This is a genomic window from Pectobacterium nicotianae (assembly GCF_023272715.1).
GTDB lineage: Bacteria > Pseudomonadota > Gammaproteobacteria > Enterobacterales > Enterobacteriaceae > Pectobacterium > Pectobacterium brasiliense.
This window is the reverse complement of record NZ_CP096821.1, coordinates 4,292,041-4,305,128: the sequence shown is the minus strand read 5'-3', so window position 1 is coordinate 4,305,128 and position 13,088 is coordinate 4,292,041. Positions and strand designations below refer to the sequence as shown.

Below are 13,088 nucleotides of genomic sequence, written 5' to 3'. Positions count from 1 at the left end.
TATGCTGAAACTCTTCCCCTAAAGCGGAAGCCTGTTTGCTTTCGCTTTTCTTTATTTCTGTGCAACAACAGACAGAACAGCCATTTCGATTTCATATACCAACCATAAAATTGTGATGAGGATCACTTTTTGGTGTTTTGGACTGTTCGATGTTGTATGTATTTGTGACATAAATTAGCGACCTTTACGGGCCTATCTCTATAATCGGCTCGCCAGCGCGTGCTTACCGCTCTGGCGACACGATTTTTATTATGCTCTCACTTTTTTCACGCGTTATAGGGAACTGCACATGCAACTCGTTATGAGTCTCATCGGCATGATTGTTCTGATACTGTGCGCGGTTATGCTGTCCAATAACCGTAAAGCTATCAGATTGCGCACCGTAGCCGGTGCTTTCATTCTTCAGGTCGGTATCGGTGCACTGGTGCTGTATGTACCCGTAGGCCGCAAGATTCTTGAAGGTTTGACGGGCGGTGTAGCAAACGTTATCGCCTACGGAAATCAAGGCGTTTCGTTCATGTTTGGCGGTTTGGTATCCGACAAAATGTTCGAAGTATTTGGCGGTGGTGGGTTTGTTTTCGCACTCCGCGTATTGCCGATTATCGTCTTTTTCTCTTCCCTTATCGCCGTGTTGTACTACATGGGCATTATGCAGTTGGTCATCAAGGTACTCGGTGGCGGATTGCAGAAACTGTTGGGAACCTCCCGTACTGAATCGCTCTCTGCGACGGCCAATATCTTTGTCGGCCAAACGGAAGCGCCGCTGGTGGTTCGTCCGTATATTGCCAACATGACGCAGTCAGAGCTGTTTGCGGTAATGTGCGGCGGGTTGGCGTCGATTGCAGGTGCGGTGATGGCGGGCTATGCCCAGATGGGCGTGCCGTTGGAATACCTGATTGCGGCCTCCTTTATGGCTGCGCCGGGTGGGTTACTGTTCGCCAAACTGATGGTGCCGGAAACGGAAAAAACGCACGACCATGATGAGATGGTTGGCTTTGTTGATGAAGACGATCGCCCGGCTAACGTCATTGATGCCGCGGCAAGCGGTGCGGCTTCTGGTATGCAACTGGCGCTGAATGTGGGCGCGATGTTGCTGGCGTTTATCGCCTTGATCGCCGTGTTGAACGGTATTCTGGGCGGTATCGGCGGCTGGTTTGACTATCCGCAGCTGTCACTGGAACTGATTCTGGGCTGGTGCTTTGCGCCTGTCGCGTTCCTGATTGGTATTCCGTGGAGTGAAGCAACTGTGGCGGGCTCGTTTATTGGGCAGAAGCTGATCGTCAACGAGTTCGTTGCTTACATGAATTTCAGTGAATATTTGAAAGCGGATAATGTGGTGCAGGCCGCGGGTTTGCAGGTTCTGTCGGATCATACCAAAGCTGTGATTTCGTTCGCGCTGTGCGGCTTTGCTAACCTTTCGTCTATTGCTATCCTTATTGGAGGTTTGGGCAGTATGGCACCGACTCGGCGTCAGGATATTGCCCGCTTTGGTTTGAAAGCGGTTGCGGCAGGTACGCTTTCTAACCTGATGAGCGCCTGCATCGCAGGGTTCTTCTTGGCCCTGTAAATGTAACCAGGCATTCTTGCAGTAGCGAGATGATGGGCGGCGAAAGTCGCCCATTGTTCGTTTAAGTCCCTACATTTTTCAGGGATTAAACGTGGCCTATGCAGCATTTACCGAATGCGGGTGCGATATGCTTGCCTGAGTGGAGCAACATGCTTTCTGCTTTTATTGATGATGTTGAATGGATTACTTTTCCACGGGCAACGGACGGTGCCGCCTACCCAGGTATTACTGCTCGCTGCCATTTCCATTTGTCTGCCTACGACGACGCGCTTTTTGCCGAGGCGAACATTCCTTTCTCCGACGCGCTAGAACGCGCCGTACCGAAACGCCGCGCCGAATTTCTGGCTGGGCGCTGTGTCGCCAAACACGTGTTAAATAAGCTGGAACACCCTGATTTTGTTCTGCATAGCGGGGAAGACCGCTCGCCGCAGTGGCCGGGTAATATTGCCGGTTCGCTGAGCCATAACAAAGACAGCGTACTCTGCGCTGCACATTTACGGAGCGACGCCCTATCGTGCGTGGGGGTGGATATCGAAGGATTTATGTCCGACGAACGTGCGCAATCGCTGTGGCCCGGCATCATTGGTGACGAAGAATTCCAATGGTTTCAAGAGCGGGAAGAAGCATTTAGCTGTTTGCTGACGATCAGCTTCTCAGCGAAGGAGAGCCTGTTTAAGGCGCTTTACCCGCAGGTCAGGCACTATTTCGATTTTCTGGATGCCAGACTCGTGGCGCTGGATATCACCAAACGCGAGTTTGAGCTGGAACTGCTGACCGATCTGACGCCGACGTTTTACGCCGGACGCCGTTTTAAAGGCGCATATCTGTTAAGAGAGTACGACGTCACCACGTTTCTCTGCTGCTAAAAAAGCCCGCGTTAGCGGGCTAGAGCAATTGGCATCAGAACTTATAGCTCACGCCGCCGTACACCGTACGTCCAGACAGGAAGTAGTCGTTGTTGGTAGCAACGTAATCCCGTTTTTCGTTGGTTAGGTTCGTGAGGCCCAGTTTCAGGTCTACGTTTTTAACCGGCGTATAGGTGGCACCGATATCCACGGTATTAAAGCCGCGTGTCTTGCTGGCTTCCTTATCAAACAGATACTGGTTACCCGTGTACTGATAGGACACGTAGGCTGATAAGTTATCCAGCGCCTGCCAGTTCAGCTGCGTGTTAACCGTATTTTTCGGGGTTTGCTTCAGGCGCATTTTGGTTGTGCGGTCTTCGGCATCCACAATAGTCCAGTTAGTGGTCCAGTTCAGGTCATCTGTTACATCGACCCAGAATGAGGTTTCAATCCCCTGAATTCTTGCCTTATTCACATTGATGTAGCTTATTCTTGTCATTCCAGGCAGTCGTGTTTCTGTCTGGATCATATCTTTTATGTCGTTGTTAAACAGAGTAACGCCTGCCCCGAAGCGTTCTGCTTCATAGGCGGTACCAAGTTCATAACTTATCGCAGTCTCTGGTTTAATATCGGGATTTCCGACTTTCTGGCAACCACCACGGCAGTCAACTATTGAGTAACCTCTTGTTGATTGTGCAAGCGTTGGTGCCTTGTAGGCTTTGCTAACACCACCTTTTATTACCCAGTTATCCGTCAGACTGTAGGTTGCATAAGCACGTGGGCTAAACTCGGTTCCATAGACTTCATGCTGGTCGGCACGGCCTGCAAAAGTTAATGCCAGATCGCCGAGTTTAAATTCGTCTTGTAGGAAAATAGCCCCCTGACTGACATCAACGCCCCCACCTGGTAAATTCATCGTGTGTTTTAGAGATGTAAGACGATACTCACCACCGCCTGTCAGCAAATGATCACCCAGATAGCCGGAAATTTGGCCATCAATAGTGTGGTTATCTTGTGTCGTATCGGCTCTGCCGCCTTTGAGCTCTGAGTTATCCATCAGCTCTACGTTTTCATAGTAGTAACGCAGTCGCGTATCGACATTCTCCCAACTGCCGTTATGCGTTAATCCTAAGCCAAGGCGATCCATTTTTTGGATATTACGTTTTGCTACACCATAGTTGTTCCAGGCTACATCCCGATTATCTTTGGTGTAGGTCACATCAAAATCTAGGCTTTGCCGATCGTCAATTAGCCAGCTCAGATTCCCTAACAAATTGAGGTTATCGCGCTCTTCAAGCGCATCGGTATTAGGATTTTTCGATAACTCGGTACGCCAGGCATCACGTTTGCCGCCATCAATAATGAGGCTGCCCAGCAACGTATTCTCTATCAATGGGCCGCTGACGTAGCCGCTTAGGCGGTTGTGGTCGCCGCCGGAACCTTCAGTCGGTGCTTCAAAGTTATAGCCGATCTCGCCCGTGGCTTTATCTCCCGGCTGGCGCAGGATCACGTTTACTACACCGCCTAGCGCGTCGGCTCCGTACAGAGAAGACATGGGACCACGGATGACTTCAACGCGATCGATGGCGGAAACGGGGAGGGAAGCAAGATCAAAATCGTTAGCGTAGTCGCTGATCAATGCTTCGCGTGAGTTAACTCGACGACCATTGATCAGCAGTAATGTGTAGTCCGCTTTCATTCCACGGATCTTGATTTCGTTACGGCCATAGGTAGATGACGGATTGATATTAATCCCCGGCAGCTTTTTCACCGCGTCGGAAACGTTATTCACCGACATCTTTTCCAGCTCGGCGCGGGTGATGACAGAAACGCTGGCGGGGGCGCTTAGCGTGGTGTGTTTCGTCTGCGTTGCTGTCACGACGATTTTTTCATCTGCCGCGTTTTCTGCCTGTACGAGAGCAGGCAGTGCCAGTAACCCGGTCACCAGCAGGGCGCGATACACCTTGCTGTGTGGGAAATGATGATATGAAAAACGATTTTCCGGTTTTAGCTGCATGTCAAAGACCCCATCAAAGAGTGGAAAAATATCCCCGTAAATAGCGTGTTGTGTTGCGTATATTGCCGACCCACTCGTACGTGAATCGATCGGTTTATTGCCCTGTATACCCGTCATACTTCAAGTTGCATGTGCGTTGGCTACGTTCACTCACCCGAATCACTTACCTGAGTAAGCTCATCGGGATTCCTTCTCTTGCCGCCTTCCTGAAACTCGAATTATTTAGGGTATTGTCTGTGCCGTTTGGCGTGCGGCCATCTTTCGGCTGCGTTCAGCCAACTGCGGAATTAAGCGCATGGTCAGCAGCATGGCGGCCAGCGCAAATACGGCGCTGGCGATAGCAAGCTGTGAGAAGCCGTCAATTTTTCCCTCGGCAGAGGTGCTCAGATAAGCGGCAGAGGCGACGCTGGCAAGCCCAGACGCCACGTTGGCCGCGGTTCCCTGATAGGACATGAAGGCGGCGCGCTGATGCGGTAGCGGAATACCTGCGGTAATCGCCAGCGTGCTGCTGGAGCGGGCTGCGCTGAGCGCCATGAACAGGGTGAACACCAGATACAGGGAAAGTGAAAAAGGCAAAACGAAACCGCAGAGAATGACAACGGCCAGCAGCAGCGTCGTCACCACGATCGTCCGGCTGGCATAGCCTCGATCCAGCAGATTGCCGCATAGCTGCATGGTCACCATGCTTGCCAGCCCGCCGCAGAGATAGAGCAGGGAAATATCATCCCGTGGGAAAGCCAGATTGAACTGAAAGTAGTTGGAAAAATGGGGGATCAGCAGGAAATGCCCGAACATTTGCAGCGACATGATCGTCAGCCCCAACAGGAAAAGGGGCGATGCCAGCAGGTCATGTAATACCGAAGCGGGCGCTGTCGTGGGTGATGAACCTTGCTGAACCCGATGCGTCGGCGGCATGGAAGGAAAAAACCACAGCACTAACAGCGCCAGTAGCAGGCCGCCGAGGCCGAAAATATAAAACGGTGCTTGCCAGTTAATACGGTGAGCCAGCTCCAGCGACAGCGGCATGATGACAATTGCCGCGAGTGAAAAACTCATGCCGACATACGCCAACTGCTTGCCGCGCTCGTTGGCTGGCACAATATCGACAACTGCCGCCATCAGGACGCCAGATGCCGGCCCGGCCACGCAGCCTGCCAGAATAAACAGCAGTAAAAGATGGGTTTGACTGGTGGCAAACATGCAGGTGGTCGTCAAACCGAAGCGCAGGGTTAGCAGCACGATCAGAGCATGTTTACGGTTAAATCTGTCCAGATAGGGAGCGGCGAGGAAGCCGACGATGGCAGAGGCAAACGTTGCGCCGCCGCTAATGTAGCCAATGTTCTTGGCATCCATCGACAGTGCGCTGATGAAATCGGGGCCTAGCGGCATCACCATCATCAGGCTACCGAGGGAAAGCATGTTAATTAGCAACGCCAGATGCACAACAGATCGGGTGTGCGGGCGGTACATGCTTTCATCCATGACAGGCTCACATTTAGACACAGTTAGTAAAATATTTGCGCAGTCTAGCGCAGCTTAATTTTTCTGACAATGAATGATAAGTATTTTCATTATCATCTGTGATGTGGGTTTTATAATCAATACATTCCTGTTGCTAACCATTATCCATTCTGAAACATGCACAAAAAATTGATTAACATCAATTTAACCCCTAATTACTGGGAGTGAATTACCATTCTGTGGAAGGATTGACCGAACACGTTACTTCAGTGTAATTTAACTGCGCTTAATATAAATGATAATGATTTTAATAATCATTGGTATTTAATTTGCGAGCGCAGGAGCTGTCTTGTGGATACACTGATTACAGAAACTGAAGCATCTAGCGGACTCACCTATTCGGAACAGACCGCTTTTTTATATGCATCGGAACACCGAAGCCTGTCTACTTCTGGCTTATTTGAACGTATTTCTTCCCCTGTTTGTGTTCCGGGCTCGCACGATGACAGGCTTAGCCCTGCAATCGCGCAGGCATTCCAGCGAGCGCGTCAGGCAGGGCAGTCGCTGCCTATTGTTGTAGGGGCGATTCCCTTTGATACCACGCAACCGTCTTGTCTCTATATCCCTGATAGTTATACCGTTACGACGAAATCTGAACTCGTCAGCCGTGCCCGTAAGCACACGGCGGCGGGCCCTACCGCGTTAACGTTAAACAGCGTCCCGGACGAATGTCAGTTCAAGTCCATCGTGGCAGAGGCCGTTGAGCGCTTCCGCCGTGGTGAACTGAGCAAAGCGGTGCTGTCACGTATTCTGGACATCGAGCTGGCGAGCCCCGTTAAGGCGCAAACGATCCTCAATAACCTGATGGTGCAGAACGCCGGTGGATACCACTTCTCACTGCCGCTGCCGGATGGTTCGGTATTGCTGGGTGCAAGCCCGGAACTGCTGCTGCGTAAGCAGGGGAATGTCATTGTCTCTAATCCGCTGGCGGGATCGGCGCGACGAATGAACGATGAACATCTGGATTACCTGAACAGCCAGCGTCTGCTGAAATCGGGTAAAGACAAGCACGAGCACAAGCTGGTGGTGGACGACATCCGCCAACGCCTGATGCCGCTGTGTGCGTCGTTAACGATTCCATCGGTACCTTCGCTGATGCACACCGCTTCCATGTGGCACCTGTCTACCGCTATCCGCGGTGAACTGGCGAACCCAGAGATGACGGCGCTTCAGGTCGCCTGCCAGCTCCATCCGACCCCCGCACTGTGCGGCTTCCCCACGCAGGAAGCGCGCCAGTTGATCGCCGAGCTGGAACCGCACGATCGTGGCGTATTCAGCGGCATCGTCGGTTGGTGTGATGCCAACGGCGATGGTGAGTGGGCGATAGCGATTCGCTGCGGCACCATCAAACACAACAAAGTCCGCCTGTTTGCCGGCGCGGGGATTGTTGAGGCGTCCGTCCCCGAGGATGAATGGGCTGAAACCGCCGCCAAATTAAACACGATGCTGAATGCGTTTGGGCTTAACTCAGGTGTGGATGGACTATGAGCATTGAATTTACGCCCTGGCCAGAGGAACTGGCGCAGCGTTATCGCGACAAGGGATACTGGATCGGTCTGCCGTTAACGGATGCCTGGGAGCGCCATCTGGCGACGCAGCCTGACGCCGTTGCGGTGGTGTGTGGCGAGCGGCAATGGAGCTATCGCGAGCTGGATCGGCAATCTTCCGCGCTGGCATCGCGCCTGACGGAAAGCGGCCTGCGCTGCGGCGACACCGCGCTGGTGCAGTTACCGAACGTGGCCGAATTTTACCTGACCTTTTTTGCGTTGCTGAAAATGGGCGTCGCGCCGGTTAACGCGCTGTTCAGCCATAACAAGCTGGAGCTGCTGTCGTACGCCACGCAGATCGAACCACGTTTACTGATCGCTTCGGCCGAACATCCACTGTTCGGCAACGGTGAGTTTCTGGATCGGCTACAGACGCAGGTTCCCCGCCTGCAAACGGTGGTGATGCTCGGCGACAGCCCGCTGGGGCACAGTTTGTCAGACTGGTTGCAGCCGTGCGCGTCGACCAGCCAGTATCAGCCTTCTGCGTCGGGGCAGGTCGCTTTCTTCCAGCTTTCTGGTGGCAGTACCGGTACGCCGAAGCTGATTCCCCGCACTCATGACGATTATTACTACAGCGTGCGCCGCAGCGTGGAAATTTGCGAGCTGACGCCTCAAACCCGCTACCTTTGTGCCTTGCCTGCGCCGCATAACTTCCCGCTAAGTTCGCCCGGTTCGCTCGGCGTGTTTTACGCCGGTGGACGCGTCGTGCTGGCGCCCGATCCGGGGGCGATGACCTGCTTCCCGCTGATCGAACGCCATCAGATCGATATTACCTCGCTGGTGCCGCCCGCTGCCGCGCTGTGGATCCAGGCGGCCGAACAGTTTGGTGACGCACTGCGTAGCCTGAAAATCTTGCAGGTGGGTGGTGCAAAGCTGAGTGAAACCGTCGCCCGTCGTATTCCGGCGGTATTGGGCTGTCAGCTACAGCAGGTGCTCGGCATGGCGGAAGGGCTGGTGAATTACACCCGACTGGACGACAGCGACGAGCACATTTTCACGACGCAAGGCTATCCGATGAGCCCGGACGATGAAGTGAAAGTGTTGGATATCGACGGTAATCCGGTGCCGAGAGGCGAGGCGGGGCTGCTGGCGACACGCGGCCCGTATACCTTCCGCGGCTATTACCGCAGCCCGGAACACAATGCCCGCGCCTTCGACAGTGAAGGCTTCTACCACTCGGGCGATGTGGTGCAGATGACCGAAGATGGCTATTTGCGCGTGGTCGGGCGGGAGAAAGATCAGATTAACCGAGGCGGTGAAAAGATTGCCGCGGAAGAGATCGAAAACCTGTTGCTCAAGCATGACGGCATTCTCCATGCCGCGCTGGTGTCCATGCCCGATCCGGTCATGGGCGAAAAGAGCTGCGCTTTTCTGGTGGTCAGCGATCCCTCGCTGAAAGCCATCACGTTAAGAAAATATCTTCGCAATCAGGGTATTGCTGAATTCAAACTGCCGGACCGCTTCGAGATGATCGACACCTTGCCTGTTACGCCGGTCGGCAAGATTGATAAGAAATTGCTTCGTCAGCGCATCCAGACCCAACTTAGCACTCAAAATAAATAAGGATTTTGTGATGGCAATCCCTTCTATTGCTTCTTATCCCCTGCCGCGCGCACAGGATTTCCCTGAGAACAAGGTTTCCTGGGCGTTTGAACCTGAGCGCGCGGTGCTGCTGATTCACGACATGCAGGACTATTTCGTGAATTTCTATGGCGCGGATAGCCCGCTGGCGCAGCAGTTGATCGAGAACATCGTGGCGTTGCGAACCTACTGCAAAGCACAGGGGATTCCGGTGGTGTATACCGCGCAGCCGAACGCACAAAGCGCGGCCGACCGGGCGCTGCTGAACGACATGTGGGGCGCAGGGCTGAATAATCATCCTGAAAAACAGCGCGTCGTGAGTGCGCTGGCACCGGATGAGCACGACACGGTGCTGGTGAAGTGGCGCTATAGCGCATTCCACCGCTCACCGCTGGAACCGATGATGAAAGAGATGGGTAAAGATCAGCTGATTATCTGCGGCGTTTACGGGCATATCGGCTGCATGATTACCGCGACGGATGCCTTCATGCGCGACATCAAGCCGTTCATGGTCGGCGATGCAGTGGCGGATTTCTCACTTCAGGAACACCAGATGGCGCTGAAGTACGTGGCGACGCGCGCCGGACGGGTGGTTAGCACGGCAGAACTCACAGGAGCAAAAATGGCACAGGCACTGACGAAACAAGGACTGAGAGCGCACCTGCTGACCTTGATCGACGAAGAAGACGATCAGTTCGATGAAGATGAAAACCTGATCGACTACGGTCTGGATTCGGTGCGGATGATGTCGCTGCTGACCGAATGGCGTAATCAGGGCGTAACGCTGAGCTTTGTCGATCTGGCGCGTAACCCTAGTCTGAATGCCTGGTGGGCGCTGATCGAAAAACAGCAGGGAGCCGCATCATGAAGCCGTTGAGCGTTGCGCAGCGCGGACTGTGGTTAGGTCATGCCCTGAACGATGATAAGGCGACGTTCAACACGGCGGAGTGCATCGCGTTTGATGGCAAGGTCGATATTGAAGCCATGCTGAGCGCGATCCGTCAGGCGGTCATGGAGTGCGAGTGCCTGTATTGCCAGTTTGTTGAGGTCGAGGGTGAACATACCGGCCAGCCGGAAATCGGCTTTGTGGCTTCACAACTGCCGGTGCCGATTGGCGTGCTGCCGATTATTGAACTGTTGCCTGCGCCGATGAAGGATGAAGAGCAGACGATACGCCAGTGGGCGCGTGAGGAAATCGCCCAGCCGCTGGATCTGCTGAACGGATTACCCTGTCGCTTTGCGCTGTTGTGCGGTGAAAAACGTGATTTTCTCTACAGCTGCGTGCACCACATTGCGCTGGACGGCTTTGGCACGACGATGCTGTTTCAACGCATCGCCCAGATCTATACCGCACTGACGGCGGGGCAACCCGTGGCGGTGGCGGAGTTCGGCCCGTTCAGCGAGGTATTGGAAGAAGAACAGCAGCGTGATGCCAGCGGGCAGACGACGCAGGCGCGGGATTTCTGGCTGGAAACGCTGAACGCGATGCCGGAACCGGCCAGTTTCAGCGAGAAGAAAGCACCGATTGCAGCGCGTTTTTTGCGCCAGAGCAGCGTGTTGCCGACGGATATCTGGCAGCCACTGACCGCACTGTGTGAAGGCAATAAAATCAGCTGGCCGGATCTGTTTCTGGCGATGCTGGCGACACACCTCAAGCTGGTGTCCGGCAGCGACAGACTGACGTTCGGCATGATGGTGATGAACCGTATCGGTTCCGCCTCGCTGACGGTGCCGAGCATGCAGATGAATATCGTGCCGCTGTGCATTCAGGTCGATGAGCAGGCGGACTTTGTCACACTGGCACAGCAGGTTGCCCGCACCAAACGCACGCTGCGTCGTCATCAGCATTATCGCTATGAGCATTTACGTCGCGATCTGAACCGCGTCGGCGGTGAACAACGGCTCTTCGGCCCGCTGATCAATATCATGCCGTTCGATCATCCGCTCAACTACGGATCGCTGTCGTCCAGCACGCTGAATCTCAGCGCCGGACCGGTAGAAGATCTGACGATCGAGATCCACTTCAAACCCGATGGCACACCGGTATTGGATTTTGATGCCAACCCGGCCTGTTACAGCGCAGAAGCGCTTGCCAGCCTGCAAGAAACGCTGTTCGCGCTGCTTCAACGCTGGCTGGCACAGCCGCAGCAGACCAGCGGCGAGCTACTGGGGGGCTGGCTGCGTGAAGAGCGCGAACTGGCACTGATCACCAGCCGCGAACCTGAACCTTTTGTCGAACCGGTTCTGACGGCGATTGCCAAGCAGGCGCGTAAAAACCCGCATCATCCAGCGCTGACGCAGCGCGACCGGCAGTACAGCTATCAGCAACTGTTGGATCTGAGCGGTCAGGCCGCTGCGGCGCTGCATGAGCGCGGCGTTCAGCCCGGTGAGCGCATCGGCATTATGCTGAACCGCAGCCCGGAAACCATCATTTGCCTGCTGGCCGTGATGCAGTGTGGCGCGGTGTATGTGCCGCTCGATCCTGAACAGCCGCACGAACGTCAGCAGCACATCATCCAGATTGCCGGGCTACGCACAATTGTGACGCAGGCGGACTACCAGCATCGGCTGGCATCGGTCTTTTCCGGCGAGATCGTTCTGGCGGGGCATCTTCTGTCATCCAGCGCACAGGCTGCCGCGCTGCCGCCTGTGGAAGCGAGAGACGGGCAGATTGCCTATGTCATGTTCACCTCGGGATCGACCGGATTACCGAAGGGCGTGGAGATCGGCGCCAGCGCGTTAGATCACTTCACGGCGGCGGCATGCCAGCGCTACGGCCTGCGTGCGGCGGATCGCGTGCTGCAATTCGCTCCGTTCAATTTTGATGCCAGCATCGAAGAAATTTTTGCCACGCTGACCAGCGGTGCGACGCTGGTGCTGCGCACCGATGAGATGCTGGAGTCGATTCCGACCTTTGTCGAGCAGGTCGAAGAGCAGGCGATTACGTTGCTCGATCTGCCGACCGCATTCTGGAACGAATGGGTGGTGGGGCTGAAAACCGGCACGCTGACCATGCCTTCCGCACTGCGTGCCATCATCATCGGCGGTGAAGCGGTGTACCCCGAACAGCTGGCGCAGTGGCAACGCCATGCGCCGGATACGCTGCGCTTAATTAACACCTATGGCCCAACCGAAACCACGGTGGTGGCGACCAGCTGCGATCTGCAAACGCAGTCTGCCGATGTAGCGCAGCTTCCTATCGGTCTGCCGTTGGCGGGTGTCAACGCGCTGATTCTGGCGGCGGGCGACCGCCCTGCGGCAGAAGGGGAACTGGTGCTGTTAGGGCCAACGCTGGCGGCGGGTTACATCGGTACAGAACACACGGCGTTTACGCAAATAGCGGTGGGCGATCAGGAGCTTCCGGCTTACCGCACGGGTGACAGAGTCCGGCTGGAAAAAGGGCAGCTGCTGTACCTCGGGCGCATGGACAACGAATTTAAAATCAGCGGCTACCGGATTCAGCCAGGGGAAGTCGAAGCCCATCTGCTGGCGCAGCCGGACGTTGATGAAGCCTGCGTGCAGGGCATTGTTTACCCCAACGGCGTGCGGCGTCTGGTAGCATTTGTCGCCACGAAAGCCGGTGAGATTGATGCGCGTGCGCTGAAACAGCGTCTGGGCAGCGTACTGCCGCCAGCAATGATCCCGACCGATTATCGCGCCTTCCGCCAGTTGCCGAAAACTGGCTCCAACAAGGTCGATCGCAAGCGTCTATTAGCGGAATACCGCGACGAAGCACCGGCACAGGCGTTAGCCAGCGAAACCGAGAATCGGGTTAGTGCCATCTGGCAGCAGATCCTCGGCGTGTCGGGGATCCAATCGCGGGATAACTTCTTCGAACTGGGCGGACAGTCGTTGCAGACCATTCAGATCGTCAACCGTCTGGCCGCCGAATTTTCCGTCAGCATCAAGGTGTCTGATGTGTTCGATCATCCCCAGCTCAGCGACTTCTGCCGCTATCTCGACGACCGGCTGTCACAGGATGAAAACAGCGTGGAAATGGTGTGGTAGGG

General features: G+C 54.9%; 8 protein-coding genes. 6 read left to right on the top strand and 2 right to left on the bottom strand.

Annotated elements, in window-relative coordinates:
• The first annotated feature begins 289 nt into the window (after window positions 1–289).
• Window positions 290–1,567 carry a NupC/NupG family nucleoside CNT transporter gene (locus tag MYB54_RS19090; protein WP_248721214.1) on the top strand — a complete coding sequence of 426 codons (1,278 nt, stop codon included), beginning with the start codon at window positions 290–292 and terminating at the stop codon, window positions 1,565–1,567.
• Window positions 1,568–1,716: 149 nt separating this feature from the next.
• Window positions 1,717–2,433, top strand: coding sequence for a 4'-phosphopantetheinyl transferase family protein (locus MYB54_RS19085; RefSeq protein ID WP_014914029.1), 717 nt, complete (start codon window positions 1,717–1,719; stop codon window positions 2,431–2,433).
• A 34-nt stretch (window positions 2,434–2,467) separates the two neighbouring features.
• Here MYB54_RS19085 and MYB54_RS19080 read toward each other — a convergent pair whose 3' ends face one another.
• Window positions 2,468–4,429, bottom strand: a complete 1,962-nt coding sequence (locus MYB54_RS19080; protein WP_248721213.1) for a TonB-dependent receptor domain-containing protein — start codon at window positions 4,427–4,429, stop codon at window positions 2,468–2,470.
• A gap of 222 nt (window positions 4,430–4,651) precedes the next feature.
• The gene (locus MYB54_RS19075; protein WP_248721212.1) at window positions 4,652–5,899 is read right to left on the bottom strand and encodes an MFS transporter; all 1,248 of its coding nucleotides are present in this window, start codon (window positions 5,897–5,899) and stop codon (window positions 4,652–4,654) included.
• 342 nt (window positions 5,900–6,241) lie between these two features.
• On the opposite strand from MYB54_RS19075, the gene MYB54_RS19070 reads away from it, so the two are divergent.
• From MYB54_RS19070 to MYB54_RS19055, 4 genes are read left to right on the top strand one after another with little or no spacing between them, the layout of a single operon-like run.
• Window positions 6,242–7,438: an isochorismate synthase gene (locus tag MYB54_RS19070; protein WP_014914032.1), complete on the top strand. Its 1,197-nt coding sequence runs from the start codon at window positions 6,242–6,244 to the stop codon at window positions 7,436–7,438.
• The gene (locus tag MYB54_RS19065; RefSeq protein WP_014914033.1) at window positions 7,435–9,060 is read left to right on the top strand and encodes a (2,3-dihydroxybenzoyl)adenylate synthase; all 1,626 of its coding nucleotides are present in this window, start codon (window positions 7,435–7,437) and stop codon (window positions 9,058–9,060) included. Before MYB54_RS19070 ends, MYB54_RS19065 begins: the two co-directional genes overlap by 4 nt.
• 10 nt (window positions 9,061–9,070) lie before the next feature.
• A complete protein-coding gene (locus tag MYB54_RS19060) occupies window positions 9,071–9,946 on the top strand; it encodes an isochorismatase (RefSeq protein WP_014914034.1) in 876 nt (291 codons plus the stop codon).
• Window positions 9,943–13,086: a non-ribosomal peptide synthetase gene (locus MYB54_RS19055; RefSeq protein ID WP_248721211.1), complete on the top strand. Its 3,144-nt coding sequence runs from the start codon at window positions 9,943–9,945 to the stop codon at window positions 13,084–13,086. The genes MYB54_RS19060 and MYB54_RS19055 overlap by 4 nt, the downstream gene beginning before the upstream one ends.
• The last annotated feature ends 2 nt before the right edge of the window (window positions 13,087–13,088 follow it).

Excerpts from the sequence above, each read along its gene's own strand:
- MYB54_RS19090 (WP_248721214.1), top strand. The coding sequence starts at position 290 with ATGCAACTCGTTATGAGTCTCATCGGCATGATTGTTCTGATACTGTGC.
- MYB54_RS19085 (WP_014914029.1), top strand. The coding sequence starts at position 1,717 with ATGCTTTCTGCTTTTATTGATGATGTTGAATGGATTACTTTTCCACGG.
- MYB54_RS19080 (WP_248721213.1), bottom strand. The coding sequence starts at position 4,429 with ATGCAGCTAAAACCGGAAAATCGTTTTTCATATCATCATTTCCCACAC.
- MYB54_RS19075 (WP_248721212.1), bottom strand. The coding sequence starts at position 5,899 with ATGTACCGCCCGCACACCCGATCTGTTGTGCATCTGGCGTTGCTAATT.
- MYB54_RS19065 (WP_014914033.1), top strand. The coding sequence starts at position 7,435 with ATGAGCATTGAATTTACGCCCTGGCCAGAGGAACTGGCGCAGCGTTAT.
- MYB54_RS19060 (WP_014914034.1), top strand. The coding sequence starts at position 9,071 with ATGGCAATCCCTTCTATTGCTTCTTATCCCCTGCCGCGCGCACAGGAT.
- MYB54_RS19055 (WP_248721211.1), top strand. The coding sequence starts at position 9,943 with ATGAAGCCGTTGAGCGTTGCGCAGCGCGGACTGTGGTTAGGTCATGCC.